The 18616-nt window shown below is 66.6% G+C and carries 14 protein-coding genes and 1 tRNA gene; 7 read left to right on the top strand and 8 right to left on the bottom strand.

Annotated elements, in window-relative coordinates; all coding sequences use genetic code 11:
- Positions 1 to 8 precede the first annotated feature (8 nt).
- Positions 9 to 1511 carry a glycosyltransferase family 39 protein gene (locus IPJ87_04185; GenBank protein MBK7941064.1) on the top strand — a complete coding sequence of 501 codons (1503 nt, stop codon included), beginning with the start codon at positions 9 to 11 and terminating at the stop codon, positions 1509 to 1511.
- Positions 1512 to 1545: 34 nt separating this feature from the next.
- A complete protein-coding gene (locus IPJ87_04180; GenBank protein ID MBK7941063.1) occupies positions 1546 to 2304 on the top strand; it encodes a TerC family protein in 759 nt (252 codons plus the stop codon).
- Here IPJ87_04180 and IPJ87_04175 read toward each other — a convergent pair.
- From IPJ87_04175 to aroC, 4 genes are all read right to left on the bottom strand, one after another.
- Entirely contained in the window at positions 2292 to 4379 is a 2088-nt protein-coding gene (locus IPJ87_04175) for a hypothetical protein (GenBank protein ID MBK7941062.1), read from the bottom strand. The genes IPJ87_04180 and IPJ87_04175 overlap by 13 nt on opposite strands.
- 55 nt (positions 4380 to 4434) lie before the next feature.
- Complete coding sequence (locus IPJ87_04170) at positions 4435 to 6498, bottom strand: OmpA family protein (GenBank protein MBK7941061.1); 2064 nt, start codon at positions 6496 to 6498, stop codon at positions 4435 to 4437.
- 44 nt (positions 6499 to 6542) lie between these two features.
- Complete coding sequence (locus IPJ87_04165) at positions 6543 to 9380, bottom strand: AsmA family protein (protein MBK7941060.1); 2838 nt, start codon at positions 9378 to 9380, stop codon at positions 6543 to 6545.
- Positions 9381 to 9479: 99 nt separating this feature from the next.
- Positions 9480 to 10556: a chorismate synthase gene (aroC, locus tag IPJ87_04160; protein MBK7941059.1), complete on the bottom strand. Its 1077-nt coding sequence runs from the start codon at positions 10554 to 10556 to the stop codon at positions 9480 to 9482.
- Between the two features lie 196 nt (positions 10557 to 10752).
- Here aroC and IPJ87_04155 point away from each other — a divergent pair, with 196 nt between their 5' ends.
- Positions 10753 to 11898: a glycosyltransferase family 4 protein gene (locus tag IPJ87_04155; protein MBK7941058.1), complete on the top strand. Its 1146-nt coding sequence runs from the start codon at positions 10753 to 10755 to the stop codon at positions 11896 to 11898.
- A 21-nt stretch (positions 11899 to 11919) separates the two neighbouring features.
- Positions 11920 to 12435, top strand: a complete 516-nt coding sequence (locus IPJ87_04150; GenBank protein MBK7941057.1) for a DinB family protein — start codon at positions 11920 to 11922, stop codon at positions 12433 to 12435.
- Between the two features lie 43 nt (positions 12436 to 12478).
- Here the strand turns inward: IPJ87_04150 and nhaD are convergent, their stop codons facing one another.
- The 3 genes from nhaD to IPJ87_04135 all read right to left on the bottom strand — a co-directional run bounded on the left by nhaD (position 12479) and on the right by IPJ87_04135 (position 14894).
- The gene (nhaD, locus tag IPJ87_04145) at positions 12479 to 13789 is read right to left on the bottom strand and encodes a sodium:proton antiporter NhaD (GenBank protein MBK7941056.1); all 1311 of its coding nucleotides are present in this window, start codon (positions 13787 to 13789) and stop codon (positions 12479 to 12481) included.
- 98 nt (positions 13790 to 13887) lie between these two features.
- Positions 13888 to 14100, bottom strand: coding sequence for a DUF2892 domain-containing protein (locus IPJ87_04140; GenBank protein MBK7941055.1), 213 nt, complete (start codon positions 14098 to 14100; stop codon positions 13888 to 13890).
- A gap of 164 nt (positions 14101 to 14264) precedes the next feature.
- Positions 14265 to 14894 carry a Crp/Fnr family transcriptional regulator gene (locus IPJ87_04135; protein MBK7941054.1) on the bottom strand — a complete coding sequence of 210 codons (630 nt, stop codon included), beginning with the start codon at positions 14892 to 14894 and terminating at the stop codon, positions 14265 to 14267.
- 30 nt (positions 14895 to 14924) lie between these two features.
- Here IPJ87_04135 and IPJ87_04130 point away from each other — a divergent pair, with 30 nt between their 5' ends.
- The 3 genes from IPJ87_04130 (at position 14925) to IPJ87_04120 (ending at position 18410) form a co-directional block, all read left to right on the top strand.
- Positions 14925 to 15908 (top strand): cation transporter, encoded by a 984-nt coding sequence (locus IPJ87_04130; GenBank protein MBK7941053.1) that lies wholly within the window; start codon positions 14925 to 14927, stop codon positions 15906 to 15908.
- Positions 15909 to 16105: 197 nt separating this feature from the next.
- A complete protein-coding gene (locus IPJ87_04125) occupies positions 16106 to 16735 on the top strand; it encodes a peroxiredoxin (GenBank protein ID MBK7941052.1) in 630 nt (209 codons plus the stop codon).
- A gap of 139 nt (positions 16736 to 16874) precedes the next feature.
- A complete protein-coding gene (locus IPJ87_04120; GenBank protein ID MBK7941051.1) occupies positions 16875 to 18410 on the top strand; it encodes a T9SS type A sorting domain-containing protein in 1536 nt (511 codons plus the stop codon).
- 82 nt (positions 18411 to 18492) lie between these two features.
- On the opposite strand, the gene IPJ87_04115 is transcribed toward IPJ87_04120, so the two are convergent.
- Positions 18493 to 18568, bottom strand: a tRNA-His gene (locus IPJ87_04115).
- Positions 18569 to 18616 lie beyond the last annotated feature (48 nt).

The following is an 18616-nucleotide window of genomic DNA, read 5'->3' as shown; positions in this document are numbered from 1 at the left end:
GGCGCCCGATGGACCTGGCGACCCTGCGGCGAGACCCGCTCACGGCCCTCACGCTCATCGCCCTGGTGCCCCGCCTGCTGGCCGCCGTGTTCTCGGCCGGCTACTTCGCCCACGACGACCACTTCCTGGTGATCGAGCCCGCCCGCAGTTGGGTGGACGCGGCCGACTACAACACCTGGCTGCCCTGGAACCAGGGCGCGGACGCCACCCCCAGCGGCCACAGCTTCGTGTACGTGGGCCTGCACTACCTGCTGTTCCGTGGCCTGTCGGCCCTGGGCGCCGACGACCCCGAGGTGAACATGGTGCTCGTGCGCCTGCTGCACGCCCTCTGGAGCCTGGTGGTGGTGCGCGCCGGGTACCGGATCGCCCTGCGTCTCGGCGGCGAACAGGCGGCCTGGAACTGCGGGCTGCTGCTCGCCCTCTTCTACTTCATGCCCTTCCTGGCCGTGCGCAACCTGGTGGAGGTGGTGTGCATCCCCTTCCTGATGCTGGCCGCCTATCAGCTGGTGAAGGACGAGCGCCCGGCCCCGCGCGCGGTGCTGCTGGCCGGCGTGTGGATCGGCATGGCCATCAACATCCGCTTCCAGACCATCTTCTTCGCCGCCGGGCCCGGCCTGGTGCTGCTGGCGATGCGCCGATGGGCCGATGGGCTGCGCTACGGCGCCGGCGTGCTGCTGCCGCTGGTCCTGCTGCAGGGCGGAATCGACCTCTTCATCTGGGGCCGCCCCTTCGCCGAGATGACCGAGTATGTGCGGTACAACCTGGCCAACACCACCACCTACTTCGACCAGCCGTGGTACAACTACCTGCTGCTGCTGGGGGGCATCTTCATCCCCCCCTTCAGCCTGGCGGTGCTGTTCGGCCTGTTCCGCCGCATGCGGCCCTGGCTCCTCTGGCTGCCGGTGATGCTCTTCCTGGCCATCCATTCCTGGTTCCCCAACAAGCAGGAGCGCTTCCTATTGCCCATCGTGCCGCTGGCCTTCGTGCTGGGCTTCGCCGCATGGGAGGCCTTCCGCTCCGGTTCGGCCTGGTGGCAGGCGCGGCCCGGCCTCTGGCGCGGGGTGATGCGCTTCACCTGGGGCCTCAACACCGTGCTGCTGGTGGCCATCACCTTCACCTACAGCAAGCGCAGCCGCGTGGAGGCCATGCTCGCCCTCCGCGAGGGAGCGCCCGTGCACGGCCTGGTGGTGGACGACACCGTGGAACACGAGCCCCCCTGGATGCCCATGTACTACCTGGGCCGGTGGCGGGCCAGCCAGCTGCCCTACGCCGACCCTGCGGAGGACCTCGCCGGACTGATCGCCCGCCTGCCCACCGACCAACGCCCGGACGCCGTGCTCTTTATCGGGCAGGAGGACCTGGACGCGCGCAAAGCGCGCATGACCGCGATCCTGGGGCCGCTGGAGGGCGTGGCGGTGGCCGAACCCGGCCTGGTGGACCGCGTGGTGCACTGGCTGAACCCGGTGAACCGCAACGAGACCATCACCGTGATGCGCACCGGGCCGCAGTGATGGTCCGGATATCTTCGCGCCCGCCCTCCCGGTCATGATCGACCTCGCCCAGCTCGACCCCTCGGTCTTCCTCACCGCCCACGGCTGGATCGCCCTCATCTGGCTCACGGTGATGGAGATCGTGCTGGGCATCGACAACATCATCATCATCTCCATCCTCAGCGGTGAGCTGCCCACAGCGGAGCAGCAGCGCAAGGCCCGGCGTATCGGCCTCTCGCTGGCGATGATCACCCGTGTCCTGCTCCTGCTCAGCCTCAGTTGGGTGATGAGCCTCAAGGACCCGCTCTTCACCGTGATGGACCACACGGTGAGCGGCCGCGACCTGGTGCTCATCCTCGGGGGCCTCTTCCTGATCTACAAGGCCACCGTCGAGATCCACGCCAAGGTGGAGCACAAGCGGGAGAAGGAGAGCGCCACCCGCAAGGCCGCCCGCATGGCCGGCATCATCGCCCAGATCGTGCTGATCGACATCGTGTTCTCGCTGGACAGCGTGATCACCGCCGTGGGCATGAGCAACGAGATCCTCATCATGGTGCTGGCCGTCATCGCCGCGGTGTTCATCATGCTCATCGCCTCGGACGCCATCAGCGCGTTCGTCAACAAGCACGGCACGGTGAAGGTGCTGGCGCTGGCCTTCCTGGTGATGATCGGGGTGGCGCTGCTGATGGAAGGCACCGGCAGCCACATCAACAAGGCCTACATCTACTTCGCCATGGCCTTCAGCATCCTGGTGGAGGGCCTCAACCTGCGGATGCGCCGCAACGAGGACAAGCTCCGCGATCAGGGCAACTGAGCGTTGCGCACCGCGGTGGGCGTGCTGCCCCCCACGGCCTGCAGCACCGCATCGCGGTCGTTCGCGCCCCCGCTGTACTTCACCACCCCGTCCAGGTTCAGGTCCTCCGGATGGTAGCCGGTGGTGGTGGCCGTGGGCACCGTACCACCGATGCGCGTGAGGATGGGGTCGCGGTCGTTGCCGCCGCCGGTGTACTTGATCTGCCCGTTGCGCGTGCCGTCACCGGCCGGCATCAACTGCACCCCGCCCACGTTCACCGTGGCCGCGGCACCGCCGTTCAGCGGCACCGAGCCGTTGCTGAGGTCGCGCAGCACCGCCGTGGTGCCCACCGGCTGCGGGTTCTGCGTCATGATGCCCAGGTGGTTGCGATGCCGCACCGCGATGTGGTAGTCGTCCACGGGCAGCTGGAAGCTCAGGTCCGAGGTGCCGTCCACCGCCACGATGCTGCCGTTGCGCAGCAGCAGGGCGCTGCGGCTGGCCAGCACCTGTGAGGCGTTGGTCTTGTTGCGCAGCTCCACCACCACCCAATCGACCACCGAGGCCGTGCCCGTGACGTTGAGCACCGCCTGCGTAGTGGACTCGCCGCCGCCGCCCGCCACATGCGCGTAGCCCAGCGCGGTGTACGGCTCGGTGAGGGGCACCAGGCCATTGGCGCGCAGGGTGCCGTTCATGGTCAACGCCACGCTGTTGTACGGTCCCTGCAGGAAGGCCTTGAGCCGGACCTGGAGGGTGGGCTGCGGCGTGTTCTGCGGGTCGAAGCCGTTCAAGGTCACCGTGCTGTTGGCCGGATCGAGCCAGTCGCGCAAGCGCGTCGAGGCCGAGGCCCCGTCCCAGCTCTCGCTGAACTTGGCCGCGCCGGCCCAGTTCTGCTGCGGGTCCGTACAGTTGTATGCCCCTTCGGTCATGTGCCCCACGATGCGCTTGTTCTGGTCGAAGAGCGGCGCGCCGCTGCTCACCGCCTGGCTCACGCCGAGGTCCCACTCGCTGCGCCACATCTTGATGCCGTTGGCGTCCTGATACCCGACGCCCGGGTCGTTGTCGCGGCTGAACTTCTTGACGTCGTAGTTGGGGTGGTGGATCAGGGCACTGGACTGTGGCACCGCACCGCTGCGGTCCCAGCCCGCATAGAACACCCCGTAGTTAGTGGGCGGCGCGTTCAACAGCTCCAGCAGCGCGAAGTCGTCATAGTAGTACGCCGAGCGCAGCACACCACCGGTCACAGTCTGGTTGGTATTGCCCACCGTGCCCACACAACCGGGCGCCTGGTAGTTGAAGTAGAACACCCACTGGCCGATGGTGGCCGGCACCAGACAGTGGTTGGCGAAGTAGAAGTAGGGCTGGCCCTGCTGCGCCGTGCTGTTGATCAGCGATCCGCTGCAGCCGTTCCCATCAGGTCGGAGGAACATGGCCACCGACCGGATCTGCTGCTCCCATCCGGCGCTCTCCGGACAGGCCACGTTGACGTTGCAGGCCGCGCTCTGGAACCCGGGGTCGTAATCGCGCAGCAGGCCCTGCTCCCCGAAGTGGAAGATGTCGCGATAGCCGTGCGTGATGCTCCCCACCTCGATGCGGGACGTGGCCCGGGACATCGCCGGTTCCACCAGTTCGATCACCACCGCATCACCCGGTAGCACAGCGGTGGCCAAGCCGCCATCGGGCAGTTCGTTCTGCTCGGTGAAGCCACCGAGATAGCGTTGCCGGTCCCGGTCGTAGAGGTAGACCCGTGCCTCGGGCACCAGGTCGAAGAGTCTGAACTGCACGCTGAGCATCACCGCGCCGGGGCTCTCGATCATCAGCCGGCACACGCGGCGGTCGTCGCCGGTGCCGATCCACTGGCCTTGCGCCGGCAGATCGGCGGCCACCGGGCGCTGCACCCCGTAGCGGAAACCGACGGCCGGGCTGTCCGCCTCCTGCTGCACCAGCACGGCCCTGTCCAGGGCGGGCAGCTGCACGCTCGGGATGGACGCGGGATGGCCCGACGTACCTCCCCAGTTCAGAGGGGCGCCGCCGTGGGCAACCTGGGCATGAGCGCCCGAGGCCAGCAGGACAAGGGTCACCCCGAGCGGGTAGCGCATGTCAAGAAAAGTTATGAACAAAAGTATCCAGTTGTGAACAAGTTCCAAATCCGGATCAACGCCCCATGATGACGAACTCGGTGCGGCGGTTGCGCGCGCGGCCGGCCTCCATGTCGTTGGAGGCCACGGGCTTGCCGGCGCCGTAGCCCTTGAAGGCAAGGCGCTTGGCGGCGATGCCATGGGCCTGCAGGTAGCCCATCACGGTGAAGGCGCGGTCGTTGCTGAGGGCCAGGTTATCGGCATCGTTGCCCACGTTGTCCGTGTGGCCCTCGATGCGGATGCTCACCGTGGGGTTGTCCTTCAGGAAGTCGATGAGCTGGTCAAGGATGTGCTCGCTAGCCTTGGTGATCTCGGCCGAGTTGGTGGCGTAGGTGATGTCGTTCACCTTGTAGCTGCGGCCCACCTCGATGCGCTGCACGGTCATGTCCACCTCGGCGGTGACCCCGCGCACGGTGTCAGCCAGGCTGAAGGCGCGCGAGTCGAACACGTGATCCTTCTTGGTGACGGTCATGATGACATCGGCGCCCTTGCGCAGGTTGACGACCGTGGCGTAGCGCCCGTCGGTGGGGTCCACCTGCAGCACCTCGGTGCGGCGCGTGTCCATGTAGGTGATCTCCACTTTGGCGTCGGACACCACCTCGCCGTTCTCGTCGCGCACCTCACCCTTCACGATGAGGATGTCCTCCGGGCGGGCATCGGTGGGCAGGGCGAAGCCGTAGATGTCCAGCCCGCCCACCCCGCGGAACCGGCTGCTGGCGAAGAGCGCGGTGCGGCCGTCGGCGCTCACGATCAGCCCGTGATCGTCCTGCTCGGTGTTGATGGGGTGGCCGATGTTGCGGGGGGTGTCCCAGCTGCCGTCGTCCTTCATGCGGCTGAAGAAGATGTCGTAGCCGCCCACGCCGCGGTGACCGCGCCCCTCCTGGGCCTCGCCGTTCTCGTCCACCGCCGGCCGCGCGGCGAAATACAGGGTGCGGCTGTCGCTGTGCAGGAAGGGGGCCTTCTCATCGCCCGCCGTGTTGATGGGGCCCGGCACCGGCTGCGCCTTGCTCCACACGCCTTGATCGTCGCGGGTGCTGAAGTAGATGTCGGTGCCCTTGCTGTCCGGCCTCACCGTGGCGAAGAAGAGCGTGCGGCCGTCGGCGCTCAGCGTGGGCTGGCTCTCCCAGCCGTCCACCGTGTTCACCGCCGGGCCCAGGTCCTCCAGGCCGGTCCACTCCCACTTCTGCTGCCCGCTGCCGAAGTCCATGTGCGTGTTGTAGTGCGACCGGAAGAGGTCGCAGTTGCGGTAGCCCTTCGCATCGGGCGCGCCGCACACGGTGACGAACATCTCACGGTTGTTCACGCTGATAGTGACCCCGCCGTAGCTGTCGCCGAGGTTGAACGGATCGGGCAGCGCGCGGCCTTTGTCGTGGTCCTTAGCGTCGGCGGGACGACGGCTTTCGGTGAGCTCCTCCACGTCCTTGGCCACCAGGTCGCCCTTCGCCTGGTACTTGCTCTTGCGCGTGAAGAAGAGCAGTTCGTTGTCCGGGCTCAGCATGGGCAGGTACTCGTCCGCCGCCGTGCACACGTTGGGCAGCGGCCTGGGGTCCAGCGGCGCGGTGTTGCGGTAGAAGTCCATGTGGAAGCGCAGTTCGGGCATCAGCTCCTCCACATCGGCGGTCTTCTTGTCCACGTCCTTGCTGAACTTGCTCTGGTCCTCGGTGGGGAATTTCAGGAAGGCCTGGAAGGCCTTGGCCGCTTCAGCGTACTCGCCCTTGGCATAGTGCGCGGCGCCGAGGTAGTAGTGCACATCGCTGTGCCGGTCGGGGCAGCGGGCCTGCAGGCGCTCGAAGTAGGTGATGGCGGGCTTGAGGTCGGCCCCGCCTTCACGCGCCCGCTTGTACGCCGAGATGCCGAGCTGGAAGAGGCACTCGGCACAATCGGGGTCCACCTCCTGGGTCTCCTTGAGCTTCTGGTGGCGCGTGGCGCCGTCCTTGGCCTTGGCGGCCTCGTCCAGGAGCTTCAGCACCTTCTTGTCCGTGGGCGCGCCGCACGGATCGATCTCCCCGTCCTGCGCCACCGCAGGCGCACTGAGAAATAGCGCCGCAACGGTCAGGGCGGCCTTGGTGATGTCGTTCATGCCGTTCGTCTTCGCAGCGCCCCCGCAAGGGCCATGCCCCTTCGCTACTTGATCGTGGTGTTGGTCTGCTCGGCCTTGGCGATGAGGGCATCGCCCTGCTTGCGGGCCTCGACCACGATGCCGTCGGCCTTTTTATCGGCTTCGGCGATGGCCTTCTGCTCCTGCTTGTCGGCCTCCTTCTTGGCAGCGTCGGCCACGGCCTTGGCGGCCAGCTTGGCCAGCGGATTGGTCACCTTCGCCAGCTCGTCGTCGGCCGCCTTGTACGCCTGGCCCTTGATGTTGGCCGCTTCACGCCGGGCTGTGGCCTTCAGGTTGTCCGCCTGCTTCTGCGCTTCGACCAGCAGCTTGGCGGCCTCCTCCCGGGCCCGTGCGATGGCCTCTTCCTTGGCCTTGTCGATCTGCTGGTTCAGTTCCTGCTTCACCTCGGTGACGATCGTCTGCGTGAGGTTGCCACCGCCACCGGCGAACACCGGCTTCACCACCGGCTTGTCGATGGTGCCGGTGATCTTCGCGGTGACCGCGATCTCCGCCGGCATCTGGAACCCGCTGCCCAGCACCTGGTTCGCCTGGCCCAGCCAGCCGGCCACCAGCTGGTTGGCCTGCGCGCCGAACATGTCGGTGGGCACCTTGGCCTTCAGGTCGTAGTCGATGGCCTGGTCGGCGAAGGCCGTGCTGCCGCCCACGTTCGCCTTGATCCGGTCGATCTTCACATCGAAGGGCTTGGTGATCATCTTGCCATCGCGGAACTCGTAGCTGAAGTCCACACTGGGCAGGGTGGTGTTCTCGATGCCCTTCACCTTGAAGGCCTTCGCCAGGTCCACCAGCGGCTGGAAGCCGTCCACCCGAACGTTGCGCGTGCTGAGCGTGCCCTGGCCGGTGAGGCTCTCCATCACCGGGCTCATCGCCGCATCCAGCTCGGTGCGCATGCTGAGCGTGGTGCTGTACTTGCCTTTGCAGGTCTTGGCGATGGGCGCGAGCTTCTGCACGGTCTCCACGTACTGTACGGTCTTCTCGATGTCCATGTCGCGGATGTCGTAGCGCAGCTCGGCCACCGGCGTGCCTTTTTCCGGGGTGGCGTAGGACCCGTCGAGCCCCACACGCCCCTCGAAGAGGCCGAACGCCAGCTTGTTGAGGTCCACCCGCCGGTCGTGGATGTGCACCCCGCCCTTGAGCCCGGTGAGCGTGAGGTCGTCATAGAGCACCTCGCCCACCTCGGCGCTGAGGCGGAAGTTGATGTTCGCGGGCACTTCGATGACGGTCATGGTGGCCGTGTCGGCCGGAGCGCTCTCCGCTGTGGCGGGCTCCTCGGGGCCCATCAGTTCATTGAGGTCGAAACGGCGGCTGGCCACGTCGAACGTGCCGGTGAGGGTGCTGTCCTTCAGCCACCACAGCAGGTAGCTGTCGAAGCGGCCCTTGGCGCGCACGTCACTGCCGCCCAGGGTGCCGTCGAAGCCGTTCAGCGCCAGGTAGCGCGGGCTGAGCGCCAGGTCGAGGGTGGTGATGCCCACCGGCCAGGGCAGCGAGTCGCTGCGGTAGGTCATGCCGCTCAGCAGCACGCGACCTTCCGCGGTGAACTTCTCGAAGCGCTGCGCCTCGATGTCGCTGACGGCGCCCTTCACCTTCACGTCCACATCGAGCTTGCCGTTCAGCTCGTCGCCCTTCTCCAAGGGCACCACGCGCTTCAGGCTGGCCAGGTCGAGCTTGGCCTGCGCCGCCAGGTCCACGCGCGGATCGCTCATCGGACGCTCCAGGTGCAGCCGCGCGCTCACCGGGTTGGTGGCCACCTGCATGGCGAAGACGGGCACGTCGATCACCATGCCGTCCAGGTCGTTGCCCTGCGGGCTCACGATCGAGGCCTTCACCTGGATGCGCTCCACGCTCTCGGGCAGGTCGGGGTACTTGAAGCGGCCGTTCTCCACGGCGATGTCGAGGCCGAAGCCGGGCATCGTGAGGTCGCTGTACGTGCCCTTCACGTAGCCACCGAAAGCCGCCTTGCCGCTCATGTCCACCCCTTCCAGGTCCTTGGCGAAGGTGGCCGGCACCATCGAGAGCAGCGCGTCCAGCTCGTTCTTCTTCAGCGCCCAGGTGATGTCCATGTCGATGTCGTCCGCCGGCATCGCCAGCCAGCCGTTGAAGCCCAGGGTGAGGCGGTTGATCACGGCCTCGTTCTCTTTGAAGGTGAACTTCATGCCTGCCATGTCCATGTCCAGGTCGGCGCGGATGTCGGCCACCGCGCGCTGCAGATAACGCACGCAATCGAAGAGCACGTCCACGGTATCCACATGCGTGGTGGTGGACAGGGTGAAGAGGTCCTGGGTGAAGTCGCCCGTGCCCTTGTGGTCCAGGCCCAGCAGGTCCATCCGGAAGGCGAGGGTGCTGTCGTCGTACACCACACGGCCGTCCTCGATCCAGTACTCGCGCAGGCCGATGGAGAAGCCGCCGCCCGTGTCGGCCGGAGCTTCCGCCGCACTGCTGTCCGGCAGGGTGATGTCCCAGTTCGCTTTACCATCGGCGCGCACCACGGCATGGATCCGCGGCCGCACCAGGCCGATCCGCTTGATGTCCACCTTGTCCCCGAACACGCTCTTGATGTCCACCGTGGCGGTGAGCGAGCCGATGTCGGCCAGGCACACGCCCTCGAAGGGGGCCTTGTTGCAGAGCTTCACACCGGCCACCTCCACGGTGAGGTCGGGAAAGCTGCGCAGCAGGGTGATGTCCCACTCACCCCACTCCACCGTGGCGTTGAGGGTGGCGTTCACCTGTTCCTTCACCAGGGCCTCGATGCGGTCCTTGAACAGGACGGGGATGAGGATGATGGCGGCGATCAGCAGCACCACCAGGACGCCCCCGGCGATGACGATGCGTTTGAACCATTTGCCCATGGTGCGTTCGGGATGAGGGTGCAAAGATCATGCGGTGGCCGGGCGACCGCGGCCGTGAACCGTTCGGGTTGCGAACAACGATCGTGGATGGAAGGTGGGTCAGATGCGCGCCGAGCGCTGCCGAAGCAGATGATCGGCCAGCACCAGGCAGGCCATGGCCTCCACGATGGGCACGGCGCGGGGCACCACGCAGGGGTCGTGGCGGCCGCGGCCTTCCAGCACCACCGGCCGCCCCTCGCGGTCCACGGAGGCCTGCGGCCGCATCACCGTGGCGGGCGGCTTGAAGGCCACCTCGAACAGAATGTCGGCCCCGGTGCTGATGCCGCCCTGCACGCCACCGCCCCGGTTGGTGGCGCTGCGGATGCCACCGGCGCCATCGGGCTCCAAAGCATCGTTGTGCGCCGAACCGCGCATGGCCACCGCAGCGAAGCCCGTGCCCAGCTGGAAGCCCTTCACGGCGTTGATGCCCAACATGGCCTTGCCCAGGTCGGCGTGCAGCTTGTCGAACACCGGTTCGCCCAGGCCCGGTGGTGTTCCGCTGATGCGGGCGCTGACGCAGCCGCCGATGCTGTCCCCTTCGGCCCGCACCGCCTCGATCAGGGCCGTCATGGCCTCGGCCGTGGGCGCGTGCGGACAGCGCACCGGGCTGGACCAGGTGTCGGCGGCATCGAAGGGCACCCCGCCGAGCCGCACCTCGCCCACCTGCGACACCCAGGCCTGCACCCGCACCCCCGCCATGGCGAGCAGCTGCCGCGCGATCGCGCCGCCCACCACGCGGCAGGCGGTCTCCCGCGCACTGCTGCGGCCGCCGCCGCGGTGATCACGGACACCGTACTTCTGTTCCCAGGTGAGGTCGGCGTGACCCGGCCGGTACGTGTCCTTCAGGTGTTCGTAATCCTGCGGCCGGGCGTCGGTGTTGCGGATCAGGAAACCGATCGGCGTGCCCAGCGTCACGCCGTCCATCACGCCGCTCAACAGCTCCACGCGGTCGCCCTCGCGGCGGGCGGTGCCCAAGGCGGTGCTGCCCGGGCGTCGGCGGTCCAGCTCCTGCTGCACGGCCTCCAGGTCCAGGCGTAGACCGGCAGGACAGCCTTCCACCACCCCGCCGATGGCCGCATCGTGGCTGGCGCCGAAGGTGGTGAGCCGAAAGATCCTCCCCGTGCTGTTGCCGGACATGCGGCAAAGGTACCCGACCCGCCGGGCCGCTCGAGGAGTTGATCGCTCCGAACCATGGAGCCGTCGAAGGCGGTTGACGATATGGGACCGGACTGATCACCTTTGTCCGAACCGCGGCCCACGCCGCTCCAGATCCGTGCGCGAGCAACACGTTAAGGTCCGTGACCTGCGGACACACCCCGCCTCCTTGCGGTTGATGTACGCCACCAGCATGGACCCGACCGACGTCCGGGCCTGGAGCGGTACGGTGCGGTTCATTGCGAAAAGCCTGGAGGACCAACAGGTGCAGATGCGCTACCTCGGCGATCTGCAGCGCACCCGCGTGCTGCTCCGCAAGGCGGTGAACAAGGTCCAGCACTGGATCTCGCCGGACAGCATCTTCCCGGTGGAGCGCACCACCACCATGGCCGAGCGATTCGCCGGCCAGATCGGCGAAGCGCTCGCCGAGAGCGATTGTGACGTGGTGTTCTCCCCCAGCAGCATCCCGGTGGCCCTGCTGAGGTGCGACCGGCCGAAGGTGTTCTACACCGACGCCACCTTCGCCGGCATCCTCGACCTGTACCCGGAGTACCGCAACTACCCCAAGCGCTACCTGCAGCAGGGGCACGACCTGGAACGGGAGGCGCTGCGCAGCTGCGATCTGGCCATCTATTCAAGCGAGTGGGCCGCCCGCACCGCCGTGGAGCACTATGATGCCGATCCGTCGCGCATCCGCGTGGTGCCCTTCGGTTGCAACCTCGACCGCATCCCGGCGCGCTCCCGCATCGAGCAGGTGATCGACAGCCGCCCGATGGAGCGCTGCGAACTGCTCTTCCTGGCGGTGAGCTGGGAGCGCAAGGGCGGCGACCTTGCGTTACGGACGGCGGAGCGGCTGCACGCGCAGGGTCTCGACGTGCGGCTCACCATCGTGGGCTGTACGCCTCCCGAGGCGAAGCTCCCGCCGTATGTCGAGGTGGTGCCCTTCATCGCCAAGAACACCGCAGCCGGGCAGCGCCGCATCACCAACCTCATCCAGCGCTCGCACGTCCTGCTGCTGCCCACCCGCGCCGATTGTTCGCCCATCGTCTTCAGCGAATGCAATGCCTTCGGTGTGCCCTGCATCACCACCGCCGTGGGCGGAACCCCCAGCTCGGTCAGGGACGGGCTGAACGGCATGGCCCTGCCCTTGGATGCCGATGCCGACGCCTATGCCGCAACGATCGCCGAACTGATGATCGAGCCGCAGCGGTACCGCGCACTGGCCCATGGCGCGCTGAACGAGCACCATGAGCGGTTGAACTGGAACAGCACAGGCCTCACCTTGCGGCGCCACCTGGAGGAGTTGCTGGCCGCGAAGGGCTGATCGTCGCGCTACCTTGCCCGCATGATCGATGAAGCACGCTTCCTGGCGGCCATGATGGACCGCACCCGGGACTACACGATGTACTACCTCGGCCGCCTGCTGAAGGCCGACCCCGATGGCACCAACGGCACCTTGCATAAGCGGTTCATGTGCGAGGGCAAGGCCCTCAACTCGGCCTTCTGGCTGGTGGCGCACCTGGCCACCAGCGAGAACGGTCTGCTGCTGCGCAGCACCGGTGGCCCGGTGATCAAGTTCAGCTGGGCGAAGCACTACACCTTGGGCGCCCATGGCGCTCCGGAGGATGAACGGCCGCATGTGGAGGAGGTCCTGCACATGTTCCACGAGGTGCATCGCCAGTCCATCGCGCATGTGGCCACCCTGGGCGAGGAGGCGCTCAGCGCGCCCAACCCCACCGGGCTTCCGCTCGGCGGCGCGGGCCAGGTGCGCGACGTGATCATGCACGCCATCCGGCACGAGGGCAGCCACATCGGACACCTGGGGTGGCTGTGCAAGCTGCACGGCATCCCCACCGTGTGAGGCCGGGCCTCGGAGCCTGTTCGGGATCGCTTCGAACAGGCCCTCAGTGCCACAGCAGCCAGAACGTGAGGATGCCGCCGACGTAGCCCAGCGCGGCAGGCACCGTCATGCGGCGCACATACCACATGAAGTCGATGCCCAGGATGCCCATCACGGCCACGCCGGCCGCGCTGCCGATGATGAGCATGCTGCCGCCCGTGCCCGCGCAGTAGGCCAGCAGCTCCCAGAACTCATGGTCCACGGGGAATTGCGTCATCGGGTACATGCCCATGGCGGCCGCCACCAGCGGCACGTTGTCCACGATGGCGCTCATCGCGCCGATCACCGTGTTGATGGCGTAGATGTTGCCCAGTGACCGATCGAGCAGGTGCGCCATGTCCGTGAGGTGACCCGCCACCTGCAGGCCTGCCACCGCCACCAGGATCCCCAGGAAGAACAGGATGCTGCTGTGGTCCACGCGCGAGAGGATCGACGACACGGTCATGTGCTTGCGCTCCTTCCACTTCGGGTGCCGCTCATGGATGAGCTCGGTGAAGACCCACAGCACGCCCAGGCCGAGCATCAGCCCCATGAAGGGCGGCAGGTGCGTCACCGACTTGAACAGCGGCACGCCGAGCAGGGTGGTCATGCCCAGAAAGAAGACCATGTACTTCTCCCGGGTGCTCAAGCGCGCCGCGGAGCCCTCCTCCTGCTGCGCCGGCAGGTCCACCAGGTTCAGGCGCCCCTTGGCCCGCACGGACAACCACAGCAACGGCAGCACAAGGCACACCACGCTCGGCAGGAACAGCTTGAGGATGATGTTGGCCGTGGTGACCTGCCCACCGATCCACAGCATGATGGTGGTGACGTCGCCGATCGGACTCCAGGCGCCCCCGGCATTGGCCGCGATGATCACCAGGCCGGCGAAGGTCCACACGTCGTCCTTGTCGCGGATGAACTTGCGCAGCAGCGCCGCCATCACGATCGCCGTGGTCATGTTGTCCAGCGCGGCGCTGAGGAAGAAGGTGAGGATGCCGATCACCCAGAGCAGGGCCCGCTTGTTGGTGCTCCGGATGCGGTCGGTGATGACACGGAAGCCCTCGTGCGCGTCCATCAGCTCCACCACCGCCATGGCCCCCAGCAGGAAGAAGAGGATGCTGGCGATCTCGCTGATGTGCTCGAAGAGCTGATGCAGCAGGTGCTCGTGGCCACCCTCGGCGCCGGGGAACAGTTCGTCATGCCCGAGCATGATCACCGTCCAGATCAGCATGCCAGTGAGCACGGCGCTGGCGGCCTTGTTCACCTTCAACGGGTGCTCCAGAGCGATGCCGGCATAGCCGACGATGAAGATCAGGGCGATGAGCAGGTAGAGCATGGCCTCGGAAATGGGCCGCAAGGTTACGCAGCCCCCGAGGAACGCACAGGGCCACCCCCCTGCGGGAGCGGCCCTGGTCGATGCGAACGGACCGGCCCTCAGCCCTTCTGCTTCACCGGGCAGGTGCTCATGCCCAGGGCGCTGTAGATCGGGCAGGTGCCCACCAGCGCGGTGAGCACGAAGATGCCGCCCAGCACGAGCAGCACGGTGCCCACCAGTCCGGTCACGGTGTTGGAGAAGTACAGGTAACCGAACACGAGGGCGAGCAGGATGCGGACGATGCGGTCGATGTTGCCGACGTTCTTCTTCATCATGGCGTCAAGGGTGTTGGAGTGGTGAATGATCGGATCACGAGGGCCACCCCCACGGCGATGCCGACGCACGCGATGCACACGAGCACCAGCTTCAACCACTTCGGCAGGGCGGCCATGCGGCGAATGTGACGCCTCTTGCGCGCAAGTGCCGGTGACCTGGGTCACCCGAGCACGCGGATGCCGCCGGGCAGCTGCCGGATGCGGCCCTCGTCCTCCAGCTTGCGCAGCGTGCGCGTGATCACCTCCCGCGCCGAGCCCAGCTCCTGCGCCAGCCGCGCGTGGCGCACGTCCAGCAGCTCATCCCCCGTCACGCCCTTCAGCCGCTTGAGGTGGTCCATCAGGCGTGTGGGCAGGTCGCCGAAGGCCACCTGCTCCACGGTGTGCAGCATGTCGTTGTAGCGCTCGTGGTACTGCTGGAAGAAGAGCTCGCTGAGCGAGGGGTGCTCGCGCATCCACTGGCGCAGCTTGACCTCGGGCACCATCAGCAGCTTGCTGGGGCGCTCGGCCACGGCGTTGATGCGGCTGGGTGTACGGCCCGTCATCGCCGCGAAGCTCATCACGCAGCTGTCGCTCGGTTCGATGAAGTAGAGCAGCAGCTCCTTGTCCTCGTGGCCGATGAAGACGCGCACCAGGCCTTCCAGCAGGATCGGCAGCTCGTGCACATACGCCCCTTCGTGCAACAGCTCGGTGCCGGCGGGCACCTCCACCACGCGGCCATCGGCCATCATCTTGCGCACCAGTTCGCCCTCCAGGGCGGGCATGGCCTTCATGGCCTGGGCCAGCTCATCCATGGCCCCAAGATAGCCGCGTAAACTTGCCCCATGGAGGGGGGCCGCGCCAACATCCGCCTGCAGTCCTGGATCCTGGGCATCGGCGTGGCCGTGATGGCCGTGAAGTTCCTGGCCTGGCACCTCACCCATAGCACCACCCTGCTCAGCGACGCCCTGGAGAGCATCGTGAACGTGGTGGCCGGCGGCTTCGCACTGTACAGCCTCATCCTGTCCGCCAAACCGCGCGACCGCGAGCACCCGTACGGCCACGGCAAGGTGGAGTTCATCAGCGCCGGCATCGAGGGCGGGCTGGTGATGCTGGCCGCGCTGCTCATCATCGCCCGCGCCGTGCAGGGCCTGCTCACCCATGCCCCGCTGCACGACATCGACACCGGCATCGGGCTCGCCATCGCCGCCGGCGCCATCAACCTGGTGATGGGGCTGGTGCTGCGCCGCCGCGGCCGCCTCAGCCATTCCATCACCCTGGAGGCCGGCGGCGCCCACCTGCTGAGCGATGCGTGGAGCACCGTGGCCCTGGTGGTGGGGCTCGTGCTCATCCGCTTCACCGGCCTGTTGTGGCTCGACCAGGTCTTCGCCATCGCCTTCGCCCTCTACATCCTGTTCACCGGCCTGCGCGTGTTCCGCCGCTCGGTGGCGGGCATCATGGACGAGGCCGACCTGGAGCTGGGCGAACGCGTGGTGGCCGTGCTCGAACAGCACCGCAGTCCCTCCTGGGTGGACGTCCACAACTTCCGCATGATCGCCTACGGCAGCGTGCTGCATGTGGACTGCCACGTCACCCTGCCTTGGTACCACAGCCTGGAGGAGGCCCACCGCGAGATCGGCGCCATCGAGGCCGTGGTGAACGAACGCCTCGACCGCACCGTGGAGCTCTTCATCCACATGGACCCCTGCATCCCCACCAGCTGCCGCATCTGCGCGCTGGACGGCTGCCCCCACCGCAAAGCGCCCTTCGCCGAACGCATCCCGTGGAGCATCGACACGGTGCTGAGCAACCGCAAGCACGGCGCGTGAACCGATGCGCAAGTGGTCATGCGCCCATGTGCTCATCCCGCTGAGGCGGGACAAGTCGTGCACATGGACCGGATCGGCACCGCCGAAGGCGGGATGAACACGCCGGCCTCGGTGACCCGCATCACCTCCTCACCGAAAAGGCCCGGGTAGCTTCGCCGCCGAAGATCCAACGACCCATGGAACCCACCATCCCGAGCATGCCGCGCATCGGCGACAAGGCCCCCGATTTCGAGGCCAACACCACGCACGGCCCCTTGACGTTCAGCGAGTACATCAAGGACCACTGGACCATCCTGTTCAGCCATCCGGCGGACTTCACCCCGGTGTGCACCACGGAGCTCAGTGAGTTCGCGCGGCACGGCGCCTGGTTCGCGGAGCATAAGACCCGGTTGATCGGCCTCAGCATCGACAGCATCCACAGCCACGTGGCCTGGGTGCAGAACGTGCGTGAGCGCACCGGGGTGTACCTGGACTTCCCGATCATCGCCGACATCGACATGCGCGTGTCCAAGCTGTACGGCATGCTGCACGAGAACACGAGCAACACGGCGGCGGTGCGGGCGGTCTTCGTCATCGACCCGGCCGCCACCATCCGGCTGATCATGTACTACCCGCTGAACGTGGGGCGCAACATGGACGAGATCATGCGCGTGCTGGAGGCCCTGCAGACCGCCGATGCCCACGCCTGCGCGATGCCGGTGAACTGGCGCAAGGGCGACAAGGTGATCATCCCGCCGCCCAAGACCCTGAAGGACCTGGATGCCCGTCTGAAGGACGAGAGCCTGGAGAAGGTGGACTTCTACCTGGCGAAGAAGCAACTGGCCTGAGCGGAACGGATCTTGTCGAGCGCCCTGCCTCGTGCGGGGCGTTCGCGTTCTCCATCCGCGACAAGATCGCGCCCGAACGGAACGACCAGGACGTGGATCAAAAGGAATACATTGCATCATGCAACCTTGGTGTTCCGTGATGACCCGCGGTTCCGTGATCGCTGGCGCCGTGCTCCTTTCGCAGATCGGGCTGAACGGACAGGTGGCCCCGACCATCACTTGGCAGAACTGCTACGGAGGTTCGGCCGACGAGGTCGGCCATCGTCTCGTGCGCACCTCCGATCACGGCTTCGTTGTTGCTGGCTTCACGACATCGGTCGATGGGGATGTGTCAGGGCAGCATGGTGACCATGACACGTGGGCCTTCAAGACCGACAGTACCGGAGCACTGATCTGGCAACGCACTGTCGGCGGGGTGAGCTGGGACAACGCCCATGGCCTTGCGCAAGCACTGGATGGAGGGTTCTTCCTGGCCGGCATGATGACCCCCTATCCGATCCTCTACTCTCAAGTGTCCGCCGTGAAACTGGATGGTCTGGGGAACGTGGTATGGAGCGTCGACCTTGGTGGATCGAGCAACGAGACCGCCCGTGATGTGGCCGCCACATCGGATGGAGGCTGCATCGTCGCCGGTTCGGCCGCCTCCAACGACGGTGATGTTTCGGGCAATCACGGCCTGTCCGACGCATGGGTCGTGAAACTGGATAACGCTGGCGCCATGCAATGGCAACGCTGCTTTGGAGGATCAGGTCATGACGACGGTTGGGCCATCATCAACACCACGGACGGGGGCTATCTGCTTGCCGGAAGCACATGGTCCCTGGACGGTGATATCACAGTGAACCTAGGTTCCGGCGACGTCTGGTTGGTGAAGATCGATGTTGCAGGGAACATCCAATGGCAGAAGACCTTGGGCGGCACGTGGTCGGAATCGCCCAGGGACCTGCTGGCCACCTCCGATGGCGGATACCTCTTCGCTGCTGAGACCCGCTCGAGCGACGGTGACGTCCTGGGTCAGCACGGCGATCAGGATATGTGGATCGTGAAGCTTGATGCGAACGGCGACATCCAGTGGCAGAACTGCCTCGGTGGTACCGGACTGGACATTCCCCTGGACATCGACCAGCTTGCTGACGGTGGCTTCATCCTCACAGGAAATTCGCGCTCCACGGACGGTGATGTGAGCGGCAACCACGGTATCATGGATGCGTGGGTGGCCCGGCTGAGCGATCAGGGAACTCTGCTCTGGCAAAAGGCCATGGGCGGAACCGACTTCGACGGCGGCGACGCCGTGGAGGTGATGTCGAATGGACGATCCATGATCGTCGGCCATACCCAATCGGCCGATGGCGATGTGCAGAACTTCATCGGCGTGCGCGACGTCTGGATGATCGAACTCGGGGAAGAGGATCTCGCCACAGGTGTGCCATCAGGTTCGGACCTGCCGGACCCGATCGCCATCCCGAACCCGACCAACGGGTTGGTCCACGTCACCGAACAGATCGGACCGCTCGTCCACTATTCCGTGTTCAACCTCCTGGGTGCCGTGGTTCGTTCCGGCCGGCTGGAGACCCCTGATCGCACCATCGACCTGAGCGCGCTGCCTCCCGGTCCTTACCTCATCGACGGAACCACCGGCCAAGGGTCGTTCCAGGTGCGCGTGATCAAGGAGTAGCTGCGCGATCAGCGTTGACCACGCTCCGCGTGATCGCTTCCACCCCAAGCGCAGAAGCGCCCTGAGGGGGCGCTTCTGCTTCGGGTGGAAGACCGGGCTTGAACCGGCGACCTTCGGAACCACAATCCGACGCTCTAACCAACTGAGCTACATCCACCATGTCCCCATCGCGGGAGCAACGGGGCCGCAAATATACGCCGCCATGC

It is taken from the genome of Flavobacteriales bacterium (assembly GCA_016713875.1).
Classification (GTDB): Bacteria; Bacteroidota; Bacteroidia; order Flavobacteriales_F; family PHOS-HE28; genus PHOS-HE28.
The sequence above is the reverse complement of the archived record's forward strand: the minus strand, read 5'-3'. Positions and strand labels throughout refer to the sequence as shown.